A 17,510-nucleotide genomic window follows, 5' to 3' on the forward strand; every position below is an offset into this window, starting at 1 on the left:
AAAGGGTGTGCTCCTTTCTCAGTCATTTTATGATTGCTGTTTCTCTAATAGGATGATATTTGATTATTTTTCTAGCTTGACCTTTAGTCCATAGGGTTTTAAAATTTTACCAAGGTATGCCAGGAAGCCATAGTAATCAGCTCGATCTCCGGGATACTTCTTCCCTGTGCGGTAGTTGAGGGTGTTCATCACGAAATGGATATGAATATGAGGTCTGTCTTCATGTACAGCTGCTAAGATCTGGTACTGCTGTTCGTAATAGCGGATGGCTCGGGTTGCGATGTCCGCTGCGTCCCAGGCATCGATCCTCTCTTCTGGGGAGAAGCTGAGAATCGAGTGCCGGAGCAGAAGTCCCTCTGTCTTATCGAACGCCCGGCAGAGTCCCTCCATAGAGTATGCTGCAATGTTCGGAAAGAGAGCTCCGCCAAAGATAAGTCCGTTCTTTGCCTTTTTGGGAGAGGTGACATATTGAAGTAAATCTCGGATCGCATTCCAATCGTGGTATTTTTCTGGCCGATGGATTACCCGATAGATTGCCAAAGCAGTTCCTCCAAGCTGCTGAGTCGCCCCAGAAGCTCCTTGCCACAGTCCAGCTCCTGTGCCGTGTTCGCCAAGTCGCAGAGGAGCTGCGCTAGGTTGCGGCTGATGGACTCCTGATTGGGATTCTCATGGAGGCACCGGTGCCGGATATAAGCAGAGCGATCCATCCCAACATTCTTGGCCGATTCGGTGATGTGTTGCAGTTCATCCGATGTAAGATAGACCAGGATTGGTTTTCTTTTTTTCATTGTGAGTTCATTTCACTCCTTGTTTGGTACGATTTCCGCAAGCGGGGAATGCCCGCAATATTTCTGTGCAGTGAGCATTCCCTGGGGAACCCGTTATGGACTGTGTTGGGCTGGTATAATTTTTTATAAGCCCTAGGAAACCTAAGAGGGCAAAGGAGGTGCAGGAGACGTGGTGACGCCCATATCGCAAGAAGACAGAGAGCTGGCGGAAAGTTTTTGGGAAGATTGCGGCAAAGAACTTTTGATTCGCCTCTCCCGAAACAATATTACTCTTTACCGGCCATCCTCCAAGAGCTCATATTTGGCGAATGCGGTCTCCAGTATTTGTATCTGCAAATGTTCGTATCATAACAAACGGGGCAAACAGCGCGTCAAATGGTTTAAGAATCCCCCCAAAAAACATCAAGAAGAGAAAAAGAGTATTTGGTTCCTTAAACCAATCGATATTGAATGCAGAAAGTATTCCATGGCGCCGGAAGCCCTCAAGTTTCGATATATTTTGGCGGAGAGCTGGACGTTAAATGGGGCCTCAAATACACGCCTCTCTTTGATCGAAACTGATAGATCCGGTCGGATTCTTAGGTGCAGCACAGAACACCAGTCAGGCAGTATAGGAGTTCCGGTTTTTCCCTTTCCAAAACAGCAGGTAGCGCGGATTAACAAAGTTCTCTTCAATAATTTTCTGGTTCGGTGTTGGGGAATGGGGCCCATTCCAGTCTGGCAGTTTACAAAGGAGGGAATCGCCTACTATTTAGGATGTCCGTATACAATATTAGGACCCGAATTGACCGAAGCGAAGGATCAGGCATGGAACCGCCTCAAAAGTTTGCTTCAATCGAATGCAGGGGATATTGCAGCCATACTGCTGGGCTTTACGTTGTTCTCGGTCCTGAAGCCGTTTTTTCCCCAGTTCCATCGACTGGACCGGTCGACGCCGTATCTGCAAGTAAAAAAACATTTTTCTGAACAGCTTGCAATTTGTGTTTCCTGCATGGACCTGGACAAAGCAACCCAGCTGGCAAAGTTGTGCTGTGATATCGTCCCTAAACTTCCGCCGCGTTTCCAGATTGTAGATGGGGTAAAGATCTTTCAAGCCACAGAGAAAATGGTACGTAAGGATATTTCGATGTCCGAATTTGAGGCGAAGATCCTTCAGAAGGCCGGTGTATTGTGGGTGGGCAGAAAACCTTCTGTGGAAGTCTCGGCCCAAAAGTTGTGCCTGTCTCTTACCATCCCAGCGGCAGCAAAATTCCCTGCAGAGCCCTTTTTGCAGCCGCTTTTGGCGTACTTCACAGTGAAGCTGTGCGGTAGGTCCATCGACAACTGGACGGCCATGCAAAAGATTGTCTCCCAAAAGTCATCCAAAATCATTGAGCGTCTCGTTCATGATCTCATGGCGGCAGCCGATAGGCACGATTTTGCCTTCTCAGGTGATACCCCTGAGGATTGGTATCGAAAGCCTGAGATATTACGATCAGAATCACTGGAGGAGCTTGTTTTTACAGATGTCGAGGATGCCAGAGATGAAACAAGAGACGGGGAATCTGATCGAATCGCTCAAATAAATCACCTGGAGGAAGAGTTCCGTCATCTTTTCCGGCAGGCCTATAAAAAAATCCGGGCTGCTCAGAGAGAAGTTTCGGTAGAACGGCATACGCTCAAACACCTTTACGAGGACGTAGTGGAGGATGTAAAAAAATACGACCTGGATGTGGAATCGCAGAAAAAGGTTACTTATCTTTTGGCAGCATATCGGCATTTCTTACGGTTGTGCGCTCCGAAGGAGGAGCGAGGACCTATGCTCGCACAGTTGGAACGTGCACTCCTGAGAGAGTGGCAGCAGTTCCAGCCGGAGTTTCCAGTTCGGGATGTCCTAGAGGCATACTTGAAAAAACTGATTTCCGAAAATCGATATGCCCGTGTTCGTGGGAAAGGTAGTGATAGGGAAACTGTTTGCCTCTGGTACGACCCGAGGGAACGAATGTTCTTGCTAAAAAATTCCTATTTTCCTGAGCTAAAAAATCTGTTTGCAGAAGATCAAAAACTTACAAAACGGAGCTGGGAACTGTTGATGGAGAAGGCAGGTTTTCTGGAGACAGTACAGCGAGACAATCAGACCCGCCGCTCTTTTGAGATTCGAACCAAGGTGGGGAGTTCTGAAAAAGTATCCGTCCTGAAAATCCGCGCCCAAATTTTGTCGGAGAAATTTTTGGCTCATAAAATCGTGCACGTTGCACTGCAGAAGATGGAGCAAGACACAAGCTCTTACCGCTCGGGTTCACGGCTAAATAAGAAAAAACGCGCCGGCACTTCCTGAAGAGAATGCCGGCGCGTTTTTTTGATAAAGGTGGTTGAAACGAGACTGATTATACGCACTAAATCTATTAAATAATATTTTTTAAAAATATCAGTCGATTTAGCGATTTATTTTGCAATGAATTCCTCCAGTGCCTCTGCTGAAATCCTCCAGCTTCTTCCAATCCGAAATCCACGGAGCTTCCCGGAATTCAAGAGTGTATAGACACTATTTTTCCCAATTCCAAGAACTTCCATTACTTCAGCCGGAGTAAGGACGGCGCAGGATTCCAGGACGTTTGTGAACCGGTCCTGGGCGTAGTCGAGTGAATCACGGTACATATGAATTCCCCCTTTTTGTATTATTCCCCTGTTGCACCCTGTTTGCTTTTCCTGTCCCCTTCAAAAATATATCATTTCAATAGAAAGCCGGAAACTGCTGAGGTTTACGCCTCGATCACAGCTTCCGGCTTTTTTCATTTTACGTTGGAAAGGAGAGGGAAACCATGCTGAAAACGCTTTTATCCGTCATTCGCGCCGTCATCGTGGAACTGGTGAATCAACTGTTCCGGCAAGTCTGCACCACCGTGGGGTGAATCAGGATGACCGCCAGGAGGCCCGAGAGAAACTGCTCGGGGTTCTTCTGGCGGCTGCGGCAGCCCTGCTGTGCGCGGCCATCGACTATGTGATCAAGCAGGAGGACGAAGAACCATGACAGGAGAAACTTTTACATGTGTCGTCTGCGGCGGTGAGTACGATCTGGACCAGCGGCGGGAGTTCGACGACCAGGACCTCTGCCCGGACTGCCTGGAGCAAGAGACGGAAACCTGTTCCGTCTGCGGAGAACGAATCTGGAGCGACAACAACGCCGGTGACTCCGATACGCCCCTCTGCCAAAGCTACTATGAGCGGCTCTATACCAACTGCACCCGCTGTGGAGCGCTGATTCCTAACGCCCGCGTCTTCTACGCCTGGGACGATGTGGGCAACGAGGAGCCCCTGTGCCGCGACTGTTACTCCCGCTCCGCTGACCACAAGGCTATCCAGGATTACTACTACAAGCCTGACCCGATCTTTTACGGCAAAGGCCCCCGTTATTTTGGGGTGGAGCTGGAGATTGATGGAGCGGGAGAGTGCAGCGAGAATGCCCAGGAGATTCTGGACTTGGCCAACGGGGATCGGGAACTGGTCTACTGTAAGCACGACGGCTCTTTGAATGACGGATTTGAGATCGTGACCCATCCCATGGCCCTGGAGTTCCACCAGAAGAACATGCCCTGGAGTGAGATCCTGCGGGAGGCGGTCTCCATGGGGTACCGGAGCCATCAGGTCGGGACCTGCGGGCTCCATGTCCATGTGAGCCGCGCCGCCTTCGGTGAGACCCATCAGGAGCAGGATAGCGCCATTGCCCGGGTGCTCTACTTCTTTGAGAAGCACTGGGAGGAACTGCTGAAGTTCAGCCGCCGGACACCGCGCCAGCTGGAGCACTGGGCGGCCCGATACGGCTACAAAGAATATCCCAAGGACATCCTGGACCACGCCAAGAAGGGGGCCAATAGAAGCCGCTATACCTGTGTCAATCTCCAGAACGACAGTACCATCAAGTTTCGGATTTTCCGGGGTACCTTAAAATACAACACCTTGATCGCCACATTGCAGCTCATTGAACGAATCTGCGATGTGGCGATTTTTCTGTCTGACGAGGAGCTGAAGGCTATGTCCTAGACCACTTTTGTCTCTGGCTGTCAGACCCCGGAGTTGGTGCAGTATTTGAAAGAACGCCGCCTATATGTGAATGAGCCGGTAAATGGAGAGGAGGAGCTGTAACATGTGCTGCCTATTCGGTCTGATCGACTACGGCCACAGCCTGTCCAAAGGGGAGAGAAACCGGATTCTCACCATTCTCTCCACAGCTTGCGAGGTACGGGGAACGGATGCCGCCGGAATCGCCTACCACAGCCGGGGACAGCTCCACATCTACAAGCGTCCACGGCCCGCCCATGCCATGCATTGGAGGATTCCCGGGGATGCCTGGGTGGTGATGGGGCACACCCGCATGACTACCCAGGGAAGTGAAAAACGTAACTACAACAACCACCCATTTCTGGGCCGTGTCAAGGAGGGCCCCTTTGCTCTGGCCCACAACGGGGTGATCCAGAACGACCGGTCGCTGCGGAAAAAGCTGCGGCTGCCCAGGACCAGGATAGAGACGGACAGCTATGTGGCGGTCCAGCTCCTGGAGCGGGAGGGAGCGCTGAACTTTGACAGCCTCCGGTGGATGGCTGAACAGCTGGAGGGCTCCTACACCGTCACGCTGCTGGGGCCTAAGAATGAGCTGTACTTCATCAAGGGGGACAACCCCATGTGTCTCTACCACTACCCAAGTGTGGGACTTTACCTGTATGCGTCTACTGAGGAGATTCTGAACCGGGTGCTGCGGCGTCTGCGTCTGCCGTTTGGAAAACCGATGCCGGTCTCAATTCAGAGCGGAGGGATTTTGAAAATCGATGAGGACGGACATATCTCCTACGGAGAGTTTGACGACAGTAAATTGTTTTCCTCCTGGCGATGGCCGGGATGGTGTCCGTACAGCAGTTGGCGCAGGTTTGGAGAAAAGACGGAAGAAGCGGACCCTTACCTGGAGGAAATCAAGTCAGTGGCTGCCGCCTTTGGATACACACCGGAGGACATTGATCAGCTGTACCAGGAAGGATTTACGCCCGAAGAGTTGGAGGATGCTCTATATGGCAGAGAATTATGGTGAGAAAAAGCGCATGAAAATTCTAGTGGTGGAGCCAGGAAAAGTGCCCTCTGTAAGAGAAATCTCACAGGGTCTGAAGGCAATGCAGCAGGTGGTGGGCGGCCCAATCCAAGCAGTTTATCCCTTTCAGGATTCTGCCGCCCTTGTGTGTCACGAGGAAGGAAAGCTGCTGAAGCTGCCCCTGAATCGAGCCCTGCGAACGGAAGATGGGACGGTCTATGATATGATCGCCGGCCCTTTCTTTGTGTGCGGACTGGCCGGGGACAGCTTTGCTTCCCTGACTGAGGAACAGATTCAGAGATATATGAGCATCTTCCAGCGACCAGAGCAGTTCCTGAACATCAGCGGAAGTCTGCTGATCCTACCTGAATAAACCAAAACCGTGTGCCAATAGGGCATACCCTAGTGGCACACGGATTATGTATCTCAAAAGGGTCGGTTTCTGAGATTTGGCATGTGACAATTTGGAAACCGACCCTTTTGAGAAATATTCAAACCTTCTCTGCAGGATACAGAGAGCGGCTGCGTTTCGATAAATAGGATCTGAGGAAAAAATAGAGCCATCGTTGCCAAAACGGGCAACGGTCTCTTCAATCTGCTGACAATAGGAGACAATATGCTCCAGGATGTGGGTATCACGATCAAGAGGCTTCATATAGCAGCACCTCATCGTTGTGAATCAATTTTGGTATACCAAAGAACTGTAAACTTGACAAGAGAAAGGGAATGAACAATGAGAATTGGCTATATCAGAGTGAGCACACAAGAGCAGAATACGATTCGCCAGGAGATTCTGATGGAACGCCTGGGCGTGGATGAGCTCTACATCGATCGGGCCAGTGGGAAAAATGCACAGAGACCGGAACTGCAGAAAATGATGGAGTATGTGCGAAGGGGGGATACCGTTATTGTCGAGTCGATCAGCCGGTTTGCTCGGAACACCCGCGATCTGCTCGAATTGGTAGAGCGCCTTACAGGCAAAGGAGTGGAGTTCATATCCCAAAAGGAGGCGATCGACACTACGACACCCACTGGAAAGTTTATGCTGACCGTCTTTGGTGCGGTGGCGGAACTGGAACGGGAATACATCCTCCAGCGGCAGCGAGAGGGAATCGCGGCTGCAAAAGGTCAGGGCCGATACAAGGGGCGAAAACCCATTGAGCCGCCAGGTCTGGACGCAGTGATACGGCGGTGGCGGGCGGGAGAGCTAACAGCAGCAGAGGCCATGAGAAAGCTGAACTTGTCACCCAGCACGTTTTATCGGAAAGCAAAAAGATTCGCCGGCTAAGGCGAATCTTTTTTTGTATTCATGGCCAAAAGAAAGGTTTTCAGCAGACTTTCGGCATACTCCCGCTCTGTATTTGTACAACTATGGAGGAGAAGAGAGATCGGATCGTCGGCCTGGACCTCTGCTCTGCCAAATAGAATATAATCTGTGGTCAGGCGGAGCGTGGAAGATATTTTGCAGAGGGTCGGAACAGACATCCCTTTGACACCGAGTTCAATGTCCGAACAAAATTTCGGTGTGACCTCTAGCAGTTCGGCAAACTGTTCTCTGGTGTAGCCAAGATATTCCCGCTGCTTTCGTATTCTGCTTCCGATTGCCGTCCAGTCCATATTGTGCCCCCCAGTAGTTTTATTCAGTTTATTCCGGAGAGTTCCTGTTATAAATAAACTTTAAGTGTTGAAATGGAGGAACTTTTAGGGTAGAATTAGGGATAAGAAACAGGAGCTTTTTTCTTCTCATGGACAGTTTCCGTCTAACCCGGTCGGTATAATGGAGAAGGGGGGAGAGAAATGGCAGAGGAAAAAGGATTCCGCCTCCTATCTCTGTATGATCAGTTGGTCAACCGGGGGAGCATTCAGAAAAAAGAGGCCGCGCAAGTCTTTGGCGTGTCTGAGCGCAGCATTCAGCGGGATATTGAACAGCTTCGGAACTTTTTTGCGGAGCAGACCCCGCCTTTGGAGATTCACTATGATCTGGGGCAGAACTGCTACCGGCTGTCCGAGGGTGAGGGCGCGTTTCTCTCTTGTGGAGAAATGCTGGCAGTTTGCAAGATTCTCTTGGAAAGCCGGTCGCTGTCAAAGCGGGAGATGGATCAGATTCTGGATAAACTCCTGGTTCATGGTATGCGGCCGCCGGAGCGGGAAAAGCTCCAGGAGATTATTTCCAACGAGCGCCATTTTTATGTGGAGCCCCGCCACGGAAAACCGCTGGTAGACATTCTATGGACCCTGGGGCAGGCCATTCAAAGCCGCTCAGAGATCCAGGCGGATTATCGAACTCAGACAGGAGAAAAGAAGCACCGCCGGCTCCAACCAGTGGGCCTGATGTGCTCTGAGTTCTACTTTTATTTGGCGGCATTTTTGAAAAATGTGGACCGAAATCAGGAATTTGAATATCCGGAGGACCCCTATCCTACCATTTATCGGGTGGACCGTCTGGAACAGATCCAGGTACAATCGGAACACTTCACCGTCCCATATGGTCAGCGCTTTTCAGAGGGGGAATTTCGAAAGCGGGTCCAATTCATGTACGGAGGGAGGCTGCGAACAGTCCATTTTCTGTATAAAGGGCCGTCGGTGGAGGCTGTCCTAGACCGGCTGCCCACAGCGGAGATCGTCGGCGAGCGGGACGGAACGTATGAGATCCGGGCAGAGGTATTTGGAAAGGGGATCGATATGTGGATGAAAAGCCAGGGAGCATTCGTTGAAATCCTATAAAAATAGAAAGAGGAGTCGAGAATTATGGAAAATGAAGTACGCAGCACAGTTGAAATGTTTGGTCTCACCAAACAGCAGATCAAGATCTTGTATTCGTTGGAATATCTGTTGACAAAGAGGGACATCAACTCCAACCAGAAAGATATTATTTACAAAGAACATTGGCTGGAGCATTGGTCCGCCTGTCTTCAGGCTACGATGGACGATGAGATTACTTTCTACACTTATGAGGAACTACTGGACACCGTCGCGAATGAGGCAAGTAGCAGTATCAATCAGACATGGTTCTATCTCATTATGCTCGAAGGAACGCTTTTTCGTGCATATACGCCGCTGGGAGAGACAAAAGACGCGGATAAGCACTATCAGAAACTGCATTACTCCGATCAGACGGCGTTTCTAAAAAGTCTGGCTAAGTCCTCTGGCCTGATGGATCCGGTTTTTGTAGACCGATTCAAAAAGACGTATCAAAAGACCATCAATAAGCTTTCAGGCAAAATGCAGAAAGTGGCGCTGGGGGCGGTATCGGTTGTGGCAATTTCGGCCGCCGCGGCTGCTACCGCAGGCATATTTGCGGGACCTGTTGCTGTTGCGCTGTTTGGGTCTAACTTTGCGGGGGTGACCGGAGCGGCGTTGACATCGGCCTGTCTGGCAATGGCGGGAGGCGGTGCAATTGCGGTAGGCGGCGTTGTGGCAATTGTTGGTGGAGGAGCGCTTCTTGGGGCTGCGGGCGGCGGAGCGGCAGTATCGACAGTGAGCATACTGGCAAAGTCCATGCCCTCTTTTGCGCTGAGTCAGGCCGCTAAGCTGGAAGTTGTCTTGAAAGAAATTATTCTCAATGCACAAAAGGATGTGCAGAGTGCCCAGGCCGTGATGGAGAACCTGCGTCGAGAAATTCATAAATTGCAGAGAGAAATAGAGAAGTTGAAGAAGGAAGACGAAGAAAAGAAAGATACCATAAAAAATATGAAAAAAACATTGAACTATTTGCAAAAATCGTACCAAGACATGGCAGTTTTTAAGTCTTCTTATGAGATAGGGGCGGAATATGAAGGAGAAGAATGATCACAGCTATGAGGACTCCAAGGAAAAATCGATCATTCAGTTTCAAAAAGATTTGTCCCTCATCCAATCCGATGTAGATCAGACAAAAAAAGCCTGCACTGACCTGGAGAAAGAGAGGCGGGAGGAACGGGAGACAATCAATGCACTGATTGTGGGAATCAATCAATTGGCGGAAGAAACAGGAGCAGAGATCCGCTTGCCAGAGCTTTCTGACGGCCAGACGTCAGAAATAGATGTATATATAGACCAGGCAATCTGTGACTTTTCCCATACGGACAGAGTATTTCCAAAACTCCGGAGTGAAGAATATGTGATTGCCTCCTTGGCCGGAATTGCATCGATTGTGATCGATGTGATTTTTGTGGGGACTCCGGAAGTGGTAAAGATTTATCGGGGCGGAGAACGTTTTGATGGGAGTTTGCTGACCGCCGCGCTCCGAAAAATCGGAAAAACGGCAGATGGAGAGTTGATTCCAATCCTTCAATGGTTTTCCGATGTCTGTAAGGTGCCGTATGATCTGTCTCTCCAAAAGGGGGTAATGAATCCTAATAATCACAGGCTGAGAAGTTTTGCCCATGACCCCTTTTGGGGACTCTTTTTTGCCGTGGCAGATATTCTGTGCGGGACCACAACGTGTATTGATGAGGAAGGTCGTCTTCGGGTGCTCCTCTCGCCGAAAGAAGTACCCGAACAGGAAAAGTATCTGGCTGTATTCTATTATATAGGGCACATTATCTCGGATGTATGTACAGCAAGGGGAATTCCAGTACCTGGTTTTTGTCTCACTCAATTCTTTACTGCCGGGGGAAGGGACGATTCACTGGCTAAAATTGCGGAGCGAATGTATCTGGATGGATATGATCTGCGGCATTTGGTTTCCACAGCGGTACCGGTTGCCATAAAGAACCTGTTGATCGATGCCTATCTTTCTCTGACCAGAACACCAGATGAACTTTTCTTGCCGGTGGCAGAGCAAGAGCGTCAGAAACTAAATGCAAAGTTGAAGCGAGAAAAAATGCTGTTTATTTCTGATATCGTTGGGAGCAGCGGAAATGCGGTGAAGTTTTTGTTGCCCCCTAACTGTGGCAACCCCTGTGCCCTAAATCTGTCACAGTGGTTTGAATTGATTCGACGGTCCTGCAGTATGGCCAAAGAGGCAATGCGGGATCGTACGGCCGAGACTGTAATGGAAAATCGTGATGTGATCCAGAAAAATTGGGATCTTCTTTTGTCAGAGACGGGATTAACTGAGGTGTAAATGCCACATCTGCGGTCTAAACTGTTATGATATGGAATAAAAACTCCCTGATTCCGCACAAAAAAGTGGAATCAGGGAGTTTGATACATTTTAAGAGATGTTGGCCTTACGCCATTGCACCATCTGCTGCCAGGTCCTCTGTAAGGTCAGCGATGACGTCGCCCGTGGACTGGATAGAGCCGGCGCTCCAGGGAAAGCCCGAAGCTGCCGTGGGATAGACGCCGGTGGTGTGGTCTACAAAATAGGGGGCAAAGGACGGGGAGTTCCGTACCTCCTCGTCAGTGAGGTTCCGGGTCAGCTGATGGACGATGGCAGCCACCATCTCCATATGGCCCAGTTCCTCAGTACCGATGTCGGTGAGCAGTCCCTTTGCCTCGGCATAAGGCATAGAGTAGCGCTGGGACAGATAGCGCATGGAAGCGCCCAGCTCCCCGTCGGGACCGCCGTACTCCAATAGCCTATAAAATGGGTCACAAAATAATGCGATAGGTTATCGCAAGGGTGTAGCTGTCCTTGTCGAATACACAGTTCTCAATGACTGACCGGGCAGCGTTATTCTTTTCCACGGTGGTGGCCGTGGAGGACCGGAGCGTTTCCAGAGCAGTTGATATGGCACCCTTGATGGCCGCCCTGGTGATTTCCTCGTCAGAGTTGGACTTTCGCTCCTCCAGCTCCTTAGCCGTCTGAGCCATGTTTTCCTCTAAGGCTTTCTTTGCCTTTGAAAAATCATCCAGTTCAATGACGCCTGCAAGATACGCTTCTTGTAGGCGCTCTTTTTTGGATTCCAGAATCCGAAGGGCGGCCTCCAGGTGGACCAAATCCCGGCCCTCGCTGGCATTGGTGTAGGTTATATCATATATGATGTCTGTGGAACTGGTGGCATCTTGCCCCAGGCGGGAGATGATGGCGTCTTCCAGGAGATCGACCCGGATGTGCTGGGTATGGGTGCAGCGGCCTTTGGTGTAGTTGCCGCACTTGAAGTAGTGGGGTTTAGCAAAGACGAGAGTAGCGCCGCAGGCGCTGCACCGGACAATGCCGGACATCCAATGCTTCAGCTCTGTACTGGGGCGAGCCTTGTAGCCCCACTGACACTTGACTTCGTCCATACGGCGCTGGGCGGCTTCCCAGGTGTCCAAATCTATGATTGGCTCGTGGTCGCCGTCTGCTATGATAATATTCTCGTTGAAGAAATCCCGCCTGGTGCGCCCCTCCGGGTTCCAACGCAGCTTCCCAATGTAGACCGGGTTCCGAATGATATACTCGACGGTCCGGTTCTCGAATGGATTGCCCCGATGGGTCTTGACACCGAGAGCGTTCATCTCCTTTGCTATGGGGAAAAGACCCTTGCCGGCAATGAACTCGTCGAAGATCCGGCGGACATAGTCGGCCTCCGCCGGATCTGGAACCATTTTGTCGCTTTCGTCGAGCCTGTATCCGAATGAGGCGGTACACTGCCGCTTACCCCTCTCGGCGTTGACCCTCATGCTGCGCTTTACTTCCTGGCTCAAGCGGATGGAATAGAATTCGTCCATCCATTCGATGATTCGCTCAATCAGCTTGCCAAAGGGACCAGCAATCAGGGGTTCCGTGATGCTGACCACATCGACCTTGCATTTGGAGCGGAGAATCGACTTGTAGAAGATGCTTTCCTCTTGATTTCTGGCGAAACGGGCGAACTTCCAGAGGAGTATGACGGAGAACGGACAATCGCTTTCTTTAGCCCTGGCGATCATTTCTTGAAACTTTGGCCGGTTTTTGGCTTTACGGCCAGAGATCGGCTCTTCAATATAGATGCAGTCTTCCAGAAGAATGATGCCTTCGCGTTTGGCATACTTCCTGATTTCATCCAGTTGGCTCTCTGGAGACAACTCATCTTGGTCGTCCGTTGATACCCGGATATAGGCCGCTGCGAAGCGGAACTTGGGCGATTCGGAAATTTGTTCTTTCGTGGCGACCCTGCCGTACAGAACAGCATTGCTCTGTTTACTCAACCGAATCACCCCGATCTCCGGCGCAGAACACGAAGAAATGCTCGTTGCTCAAGTTTCGGTCAATCTCATCCGAGAGCTTCCCGGCGTCAGAGAAGGAGAGATAGCCCCGCTGTGCCATGAGGTCGATGATACGATATGCCTGCCCGGATACTTGGTAGGTGAACTCGGAGGCGAAAGAATCCAGATCATCGAAGGATCGAGTCTTCATTTCCGAGATGAAATGATACACAGAAAGGGCCGGATAAGACCGGGACAGAACAAAGGCCAAGTCGCCCGCCGACGAAAGGAAGATGCCTGAGACCTCAATGCAACAGAGACCGCAGTCAACCGTGAGGTCCTGCCCAATGCAGATGAGAGAGGATAGCTTGGGATGATCCCTGGTTTGCACCGGATACAGAAGCTCAAGGCTACCCATTAGATTGTTACTGTGCAGAGTTGTCTCCACCCGATTGTTTGCCATCATCAGCTTTTTCCTCCAGTCTGTATTTTTGCAGAACAGCCTGTACAACACGCTTGTCATCGGCGTTGGCGGCACCATAGAGAGAAGCGACTTCCTGAAGCTCCGGGGGCATGAGTTCATACTTGTCCCCGCTCAGACCAACCAGCCAATCGAGAGAGACATGAAAATGCTCGGCCACTTTGACAAGATAGGTGATCTCGGGCAGCCGGTCACCAGTCAAATAGCGAGAGAGAGTCGGAGCCGAAATCTTCAGTCCTTCGGCAATTTCCCTGAGCGGCTTTCCTGTAGATTCGCAAAGCTGCCTCATGTGCTCTCTGAACAGAATATAATCCATAGTTTGACCCCTTTCCGAAGTGCTAATTTTTGTTACCGATTGTGGATTACATTTTATATCTTTTTGGGTGGTACTGCAACAAAAAATATTAACATTGACCTAAAACATATTGACAATTTCCACATGGTAATATAAGATAATACTATGGTAATAAACCCCAAAATAAAAAGGACGGGGAGGTGAACTAAATGAAACCGCTTGAAATCAAAGGAGCCCGGGCTAGGCTGGGATATAAGCAACAGTATATGGCTGATAACCTTGGTATATCGGTTGCCACCTACCGAAAAAAGGAGAGTGGTGTCATTCGGTTTACCGACAAGGAGAAAGTCAAGGTCACAAAGCTGCTGGAGCTTACGCCGGCGCAGATGAATGACTTTCTGTTTGATGGAGAGTTGCCGATTGGTTCCGCAAATTAAGTGGGGCGGTATTTTTATGCCTAAATATTTCCGATTGGTAACATTTTTTGCTTCTAAGGTAATTATAGGACAATTCGGAGGTGAAAAAAATGGGGCGTGAAGCCAGGAAAGCGGTCGGTAATCCATGGTATGAAGCCAGGAAACGGGCCGCTGAATATGACGACAGGCTAAGTAGCCGGGAAGGGGCAGCCGAAAGTCTCGGAATGTCGGTATCCGCTCTGGCAGATGCGGAGTTGGGCCTGACGAAGTGTATGCCCGTGGATAAGGCGGTTCTGATGGCGGACCGGTACAACGCTCCTCAGCTCCTGAACTACTACTGTCTGCATGAGTGCCCGATTGGCTGCCGGCAGTCTCTATCTGATAAACTGCTGGGGATTGACCGGGTAACCGTCAAGCTATTGAAGAGCCTGAAGGTCGATGAACTGGAGGAGATAAAAGATTCTCTGCTCGATATTGCGGAGGACGGCAGGATCACAGAAGATGAAAAGCCGGAGTTGCGGGAGATTCTGGACTATCTGGATGATTTGGCAAAGACTATCAGTGAGCTGAAGACTATCGGGAAGATTGCACTGAACGGCGGAGATGTCGGAGATGATGATTGATCCCGCGGAGAACACACCGAAAGGAGATAGCGTTGTGACAAGAGTGGAGAGACGAAAACTGAGAGCCAGACGGCACCGGATTCGGATTACCGCCGTACTTGGAATTTTAGTCGTTGTACTCCTGACTGCGAGCTGGGCGGCAGACGAGGCTGACGATGCCCCTTCCTTTGGAGCGGTTGCCCCCGGAAGTGAAAAGGAGCAGACCGTGGAAGTGCTCCCGCTATGGTTCAGCGAGGAAGCCGAGATGAAGATGACGGTCAAAAAAGATGTGGTCGCTACGGAGGCCCTGATGGAAACGGAGGAAGAAGCTCCGTCATATCAGTCCGATGCGGTCCCGCTGAATCACGACACACAAGCCCAGGTTTTGGGCTGGTGTGAGGAGTACGGGGTGCCTTATTCCGTGGCTCTGGCTGTGATAGAGGCCGAAAGCTCCTTCCGGCCAGACGCAGAGAACGGAAGTTGCTACGGTTATATGCAGATCAACAGCATCAATAAATCCTGGCTGTTCCAGGAAATCGGGGTAACCAACCTGGAAGACCCACTCCAGAATCTGCACTCCGGCATCTATATGCTCGGAGATCTGTATGGCAAATACGGTGATTGGCACAAGGCCCTTGTCTGCTACAACTGCGGGGAGACGGGCGCCTACAACCACTACTTCAGCCAGGGCCTCACCAGTAGCGGTTACAGCCGCCACGTCATGGAACTGGAGGCAAAGTGGGCGGAGGTGGTCTCACAATGAGTTCCGATGAAATCCGGCGCATTGTGGTCGGAGTGGAAGCGAAAATGGGGTGGACCTTCCGCCACAAAGACGTTTGCGAGATTCTTCAATACACGGAGCAAAAGGCAAGGCAGAACGGAAAGGGGCAGGGCTACGTTCCGATTCTGTTCGAGAATGAACTTCGGGACTTCGTGACCAGATCCGTTATCAATGCGCAAGGGAGGTTGAACGAATGTGCCAGGTTTGCAGACACACCCACTGTTTGAGTGTGTGCCCAAATGCGCCTGACCCTCCGGCTGTAACCACCTGCGCCCGCTGCGGGGAATCTGTTACACCGGGGTACGAATACGCCAGGATTGATGGCCTGGACTACTGTGCTGAGTGCATCGAAGATATGCCATACTGCGAGCTGGTCCCGCTGCTTGGCGGGGAATGGGATACCGTTCTGCCCGACCACATCATAAAATGCGGAGCCTGCGGAAGAGTGATTGAACCGGGGGAGGAGTTCGGGACCTTGGACGGGAGTATCTACTGCGAAGAGTGCATTGATGAGTTCCCGTACTGCGAACTGGTGACCATGGCGGGCCACGATTGGAAAATGGCGATCAAGGAGGACATCTACGATGGATACGACGGATAAGGTGCTGGAGATCCCGGTTGTGGAGGGCCTGGAGTTCGATGACGCCACGCATACATACAGGCTCGACGGCTTGGTGATACCGAGCGTGTCTGCGATCCTGGGGCCTCTGAGCAAGGCAAAATACGCTGGTATCAGCGAGAGAACGATGGATAGGGCGGCAGACAAGGGAACGGCGGTCCACAACAGCATTGAGAACTGGATCAAGTTCGAGATTGAGGATATACCGCCGGAGCACATCGGCTACTTCAACGCCTTCCGGGCCTGGTGGGATGAATTCAGGCCGGAGGTGGTCGGCTCCGAGGTCAGGATCTGCCACCGGTTGATGCGATATGGCGGGACTGCCGACTTGGTCGCCTACATCGGCGACGAACTGACGCTGGTAGACTACAAGAGCACCTACGTCATCAGCGATATGACCTGCGGGGTACAGCTTGAAGCATACGCCCAGGCCCTGGCCGACATGGGAATCAGGGTCCAGAGGAAGAGAATTCTGCACCTCAAGAAAGACGGAATCTATTCGATTCGAGACTACCCGGCGAACGATGTGAACCGGTGGCGGGTCTTTGGGGCGCTGAAGACGGTCTACGACTATATCGAATCCTCTAAATGAAGATTGCGAAAAAATGTTACTAAAATACGAAATTCCATTGACTTAGGCGGTAGGTGTTGTATCGTAAAGTTACAGATTATTAAGGAAGGATGTGTAGCAAATGAACGAAAACCTCGCAATCGTAGGCAGCAACGCCCTCGTCCTCGATTCACCGGAGGACACCTTGACCCAGGAGGCCAGCCTGATTGAAAAGCAGGCCAGCAGTGTGGCTGTCACCAATGACGCCGAATACGCTGCGGCCGGCGATCTCACGAAGGCAGTCAAGAAGATGCAGAAGAAGGTGAAGGACTATTGGGAGCCGATGCGCGTGAACGCCAAGGCGGCCTATGATGAGGTCCTGGCCCACAAGAAGGAGATGCTTGACCCTCTGGAGGCTGCGGAGAAGATCCTGAAAGGCAAGATGGGGGACTACTCCATGGAGAAGGAGCGGAAGCGCCGGGCACAGGAGGAGGCCATGCGGAAGCTGGCCGAGCAGGAAATGAACCGAAAGCTGGAGGAGGCTGCCCGGGCAGAGGCTGCCGGAGACACCGCCGGCGCCGAGTTCGCTATGGTGGAGGCAGAGGTGATGGAAGGGGTGTCCATCAGCGGCAGTATCCAGGCGCAGACCCCGAAGGCGGCTGGAGTGAGCCAGAGCAAGACCTGGGAGATCGTCAGCATCGACAGCTCGAAGGTCCCCGTTTCCTTTGAAGGAGTGGAGATCCGGCCGGTCGATGTCAAAGCAGTTATGCGGCTCATCAAGGAGTCCAAGGGAACGGTCCAGATTCCGGGTGTCCAGTACCGGGATTCGGTCAGCATCAGTGTCCGGGCGTAACCGGGCAGAGTAGGAGGTCAATATGTCGAACGAA

General features: G+C 51.3%; 22 protein-coding genes and 1 pseudogene. 15 read left to right on the plus strand and 8 right to left on the minus strand.

What is annotated here, in order from left to right:
- Positions 1-63: 63 nt before the first annotated feature.
- Positions 64-540 carry a relaxase/mobilization nuclease domain-containing protein gene (locus tag NE584_RS00310; protein WP_256181235.1) on the minus strand — a complete coding sequence of 159 codons (477 nt, stop codon included), beginning with the start codon at positions 538-540 and terminating at the stop codon, positions 64-66.
- Complete coding sequence (locus NE584_RS00315) at positions 522-788, minus strand: hypothetical protein (RefSeq protein ID WP_108981235.1); 267 nt, start codon at positions 786-788, stop codon at positions 522-524. Before NE584_RS00315 ends, NE584_RS00310 begins: the two co-directional genes overlap by 19 nt.
- Positions 789-957: 169 nt before the next feature.
- On the opposite strand from NE584_RS00315, the gene NE584_RS00320 reads away from it, so the two are divergent.
- Positions 958-3,105 carry a hypothetical protein gene (locus tag NE584_RS00320; RefSeq protein ID WP_256181236.1) on the plus strand — a complete coding sequence of 716 codons (2,148 nt, stop codon included), beginning with the start codon at positions 958-960 and terminating at the stop codon, positions 3,103-3,105.
- Positions 3,106-3,212: 107 nt separating this feature from the next.
- Here NE584_RS00320 and NE584_RS00325 read toward each other — a convergent pair whose 3' ends face one another.
- Positions 3,213-3,425, minus strand: a complete 213-nt coding sequence (locus NE584_RS00325) for a helix-turn-helix domain-containing protein (RefSeq protein ID WP_256181238.1) — start codon at positions 3,423-3,425, stop codon at positions 3,213-3,215.
- Between the two features lie 250 nt (positions 3,426-3,675).
- Here NE584_RS00325 and NE584_RS00330 point away from each other — a divergent pair, with 250 nt between their 5' ends.
- The 5 genes from NE584_RS00330 to NE584_RS00350 all read left to right on the plus strand — a co-directional run bounded on the left by NE584_RS00330 (position 3,676) and on the right by NE584_RS00350 (position 7,132).
- On the plus strand, positions 3,676-3,798 hold the full coding sequence (locus tag NE584_RS00330) for a hypothetical protein (RefSeq protein WP_256181240.1): 123 nt from the start codon (positions 3,676-3,678) through the stop codon (positions 3,796-3,798).
- Positions 3,795-4,808 carry an amidoligase family protein gene (locus tag NE584_RS00335; RefSeq protein ID WP_256181241.1) on the plus strand — a complete coding sequence of 338 codons (1,014 nt, stop codon included), beginning with the start codon at positions 3,795-3,797 and terminating at the stop codon, positions 4,806-4,808. Before NE584_RS00330 ends, NE584_RS00335 begins: the two co-directional genes overlap by 4 nt.
- 103 nt (positions 4,809-4,911) lie before the next feature.
- Entirely contained in the window at positions 4,912-5,847 is a 936-nt protein-coding gene (locus NE584_RS00340) for a hypothetical protein (protein WP_256181242.1), read from the plus strand.
- Positions 5,828-6,217, plus strand: a complete 390-nt coding sequence (locus NE584_RS00345; RefSeq protein WP_256181243.1) for a DUF3846 domain-containing protein — start codon at positions 5,828-5,830, stop codon at positions 6,215-6,217. Before NE584_RS00340 ends, NE584_RS00345 begins: the two co-directional genes overlap by 20 nt.
- Before the next feature lie 360 nt (positions 6,218-6,577).
- Positions 6,578-7,132, plus strand: coding sequence for a recombinase family protein (locus NE584_RS00350; protein WP_256181244.1), 555 nt, complete (start codon positions 6,578-6,580; stop codon positions 7,130-7,132).
- Here the strand turns inward: NE584_RS00350 and NE584_RS00355 are convergent.
- Positions 7,129-7,461, minus strand: a complete 333-nt coding sequence (locus NE584_RS00355) for a helix-turn-helix domain-containing protein (RefSeq protein ID WP_256181245.1) — start codon at positions 7,459-7,461, stop codon at positions 7,129-7,131. The genes NE584_RS00350 and NE584_RS00355 overlap by 4 nt on opposite strands.
- Before the next feature lie 180 nt (positions 7,462-7,641).
- Between NE584_RS00355 and NE584_RS00360 the strand changes: the two genes are divergently transcribed.
- From NE584_RS00360 to NE584_RS00370, 3 genes are read left to right on the plus strand one after another with little or no spacing between them, the layout of a single operon-like run.
- Positions 7,642-8,568 carry a YafY family protein gene (locus NE584_RS00360; protein WP_256181246.1) on the plus strand — a complete coding sequence of 309 codons (927 nt, stop codon included), beginning with the start codon at positions 7,642-7,644 and terminating at the stop codon, positions 8,566-8,568.
- A 24-nt stretch (positions 8,569-8,592) separates the two neighbouring features.
- Complete coding sequence (locus tag NE584_RS00365; RefSeq protein WP_256181248.1) at positions 8,593-9,633, plus strand: hypothetical protein; 1,041 nt, start codon at positions 8,593-8,595, stop codon at positions 9,631-9,633.
- Positions 9,617-10,891, plus strand: coding sequence for a hypothetical protein (locus NE584_RS00370; protein ID WP_256181249.1), 1,275 nt, complete (start codon positions 9,617-9,619; stop codon positions 10,889-10,891). Before NE584_RS00365 ends, NE584_RS00370 begins: the two co-directional genes overlap by 17 nt.
- 121 nt (positions 10,892-11,012) lie before the next feature.
- Here the strand turns inward: NE584_RS00370 and NE584_RS00375 are convergent.
- The 4 genes and pseudogenes from NE584_RS00375 to NE584_RS00390 all read right to left on the minus strand — a co-directional run.
- A pseudogene (locus NE584_RS00375) lies at positions 11,013-11,342 on the minus strand (manganese catalase family protein); the annotation flags it as partial.
- 19 nt (positions 11,343-11,361) lie between these two features.
- Entirely contained in the window at positions 11,362-12,882 is a 1,521-nt protein-coding gene (locus NE584_RS00380; RefSeq protein ID WP_256181250.1) for a recombinase family protein, read from the minus strand.
- Positions 12,875-13,345 (minus strand): hypothetical protein, encoded by a 471-nt coding sequence (locus tag NE584_RS00385; protein ID WP_256181251.1) that lies wholly within the window; start codon positions 13,343-13,345, stop codon positions 12,875-12,877. Before NE584_RS00385 ends, NE584_RS00380 begins: the two co-directional genes overlap by 8 nt.
- Positions 13,305-13,676, minus strand: coding sequence for a helix-turn-helix domain-containing protein (locus NE584_RS00390; protein ID WP_256181253.1), 372 nt, complete (start codon positions 13,674-13,676; stop codon positions 13,305-13,307). Before NE584_RS00390 ends, NE584_RS00385 begins: the two co-directional genes overlap by 41 nt.
- Before the next feature lie 188 nt (positions 13,677-13,864).
- Between NE584_RS00390 and NE584_RS00395 the strand changes: the two genes are divergently transcribed.
- The 6 genes from NE584_RS00395 to NE584_RS00420 all read left to right on the plus strand — a co-directional run bounded on the left by NE584_RS00395 (position 13,865) and on the right by NE584_RS00420 (position 17,476).
- Entirely contained in the window at positions 13,865-14,092 is a 228-nt protein-coding gene (locus tag NE584_RS00395) for a helix-turn-helix transcriptional regulator (RefSeq protein WP_256181254.1), read from the plus strand.
- Positions 14,093-14,181: 89 nt separating this feature from the next.
- Positions 14,182-14,694, plus strand: a complete 513-nt coding sequence (locus tag NE584_RS00400; RefSeq protein WP_256181256.1) for an XRE family transcriptional regulator — start codon at positions 14,182-14,184, stop codon at positions 14,692-14,694.
- A gap of 34 nt (positions 14,695-14,728) precedes the next feature.
- Positions 14,729-15,436: a transglycosylase SLT domain-containing protein gene (locus NE584_RS19785; RefSeq protein WP_256181258.1), complete on the plus strand. Its 708-nt coding sequence runs from the start codon at positions 14,729-14,731 to the stop codon at positions 15,434-15,436.
- A 211-nt stretch (positions 15,437-15,647) separates the two neighbouring features.
- Positions 15,648-16,055, plus strand: a complete 408-nt coding sequence (locus NE584_RS00410; protein WP_256181260.1) for a hypothetical protein — start codon at positions 15,648-15,650, stop codon at positions 16,053-16,055.
- The gene (locus NE584_RS00415; RefSeq protein WP_256181262.1) at positions 16,039-16,665 is read left to right on the plus strand and encodes a PD-(D/E)XK nuclease family protein; all 627 of its coding nucleotides are present in this window, start codon (positions 16,039-16,041) and stop codon (positions 16,663-16,665) included. Before NE584_RS00410 ends, NE584_RS00415 begins: the two co-directional genes overlap by 17 nt.
- Positions 16,666-16,765: 100 nt before the next feature.
- Entirely contained in the window at positions 16,766-17,476 is a 711-nt protein-coding gene (locus NE584_RS00420) for a hypothetical protein (RefSeq protein ID WP_256181264.1), read from the plus strand.
- Positions 17,477-17,510: the final 34 nt, after the last annotated feature.

The organism is Clostridium sp. DFI.5.61, assembly GCF_024462915.1.
Taxonomy (GTDB): Bacteria; Bacillota; Clostridia; order Oscillospirales; family Oscillospiraceae; genus Lawsonibacter; species Lawsonibacter asaccharolyticus.

Excerpts from the sequence above, each read along its gene's own strand:
- NE584_RS00315 (WP_108981235.1), bottom strand. The coding sequence starts at position 788 with ATGAAAAAAAGAAAACCAATCCTGGTCTATCTTACATCGGATGAACTG.
- NE584_RS00325 (WP_256181238.1), bottom strand. The coding sequence starts at position 3,425 with ATGTACCGTGATTCACTCGACTACGCCCAGGACCGGTTCACAAACGTC.
- NE584_RS00335 (WP_256181241.1), top strand. The coding sequence starts at position 3,795 with ATGACAGGAGAAACTTTTACATGTGTCGTCTGCGGCGGTGAGTACGAT.
- NE584_RS00340 (WP_256181242.1), top strand. The coding sequence starts at position 4,912 with ATGTGCTGCCTATTCGGTCTGATCGACTACGGCCACAGCCTGTCCAAA.
- NE584_RS00345 (WP_256181243.1), top strand. The coding sequence starts at position 5,828 with ATGGCAGAGAATTATGGTGAGAAAAAGCGCATGAAAATTCTAGTGGTG.
- NE584_RS00350 (WP_256181244.1), top strand. The coding sequence starts at position 6,578 with ATGAGAATTGGCTATATCAGAGTGAGCACACAAGAGCAGAATACGATT.
- NE584_RS00355 (WP_256181245.1), bottom strand. The coding sequence starts at position 7,461 with ATGGACTGGACGGCAATCGGAAGCAGAATACGAAAGCAGCGGGAATAT.
- NE584_RS00360 (WP_256181246.1), top strand. The coding sequence starts at position 7,642 with ATGGCAGAGGAAAAAGGATTCCGCCTCCTATCTCTGTATGATCAGTTG.
- NE584_RS00365 (WP_256181248.1), top strand. The coding sequence starts at position 8,593 with ATGGAAAATGAAGTACGCAGCACAGTTGAAATGTTTGGTCTCACCAAA.
- NE584_RS00370 (WP_256181249.1), top strand. The coding sequence starts at position 9,617 with ATGAAGGAGAAGAATGATCACAGCTATGAGGACTCCAAGGAAAAATCG.
- NE584_RS00385 (WP_256181251.1), bottom strand. The coding sequence starts at position 13,345 with ATGATGGCAAACAATCGGGTGGAGACAACTCTGCACAGTAACAATCTA.
- NE584_RS00390 (WP_256181253.1), bottom strand. The coding sequence starts at position 13,676 with ATGGATTATATTCTGTTCAGAGAGCACATGAGGCAGCTTTGCGAATCT.
- NE584_RS00395 (WP_256181254.1), top strand. The coding sequence starts at position 13,865 with ATGAAACCGCTTGAAATCAAAGGAGCCCGGGCTAGGCTGGGATATAAG.
- NE584_RS00400 (WP_256181256.1), top strand. The coding sequence starts at position 14,182 with ATGGGGCGTGAAGCCAGGAAAGCGGTCGGTAATCCATGGTATGAAGCC.
- NE584_RS00410 (WP_256181260.1), top strand. The coding sequence starts at position 15,648 with ATGTGCCAGGTTTGCAGACACACCCACTGTTTGAGTGTGTGCCCAAAT.
- NE584_RS00415 (WP_256181262.1), top strand. The coding sequence starts at position 16,039 with ATGGATACGACGGATAAGGTGCTGGAGATCCCGGTTGTGGAGGGCCTG.
- NE584_RS00420 (WP_256181264.1), top strand. The coding sequence starts at position 16,766 with ATGAACGAAAACCTCGCAATCGTAGGCAGCAACGCCCTCGTCCTCGAT.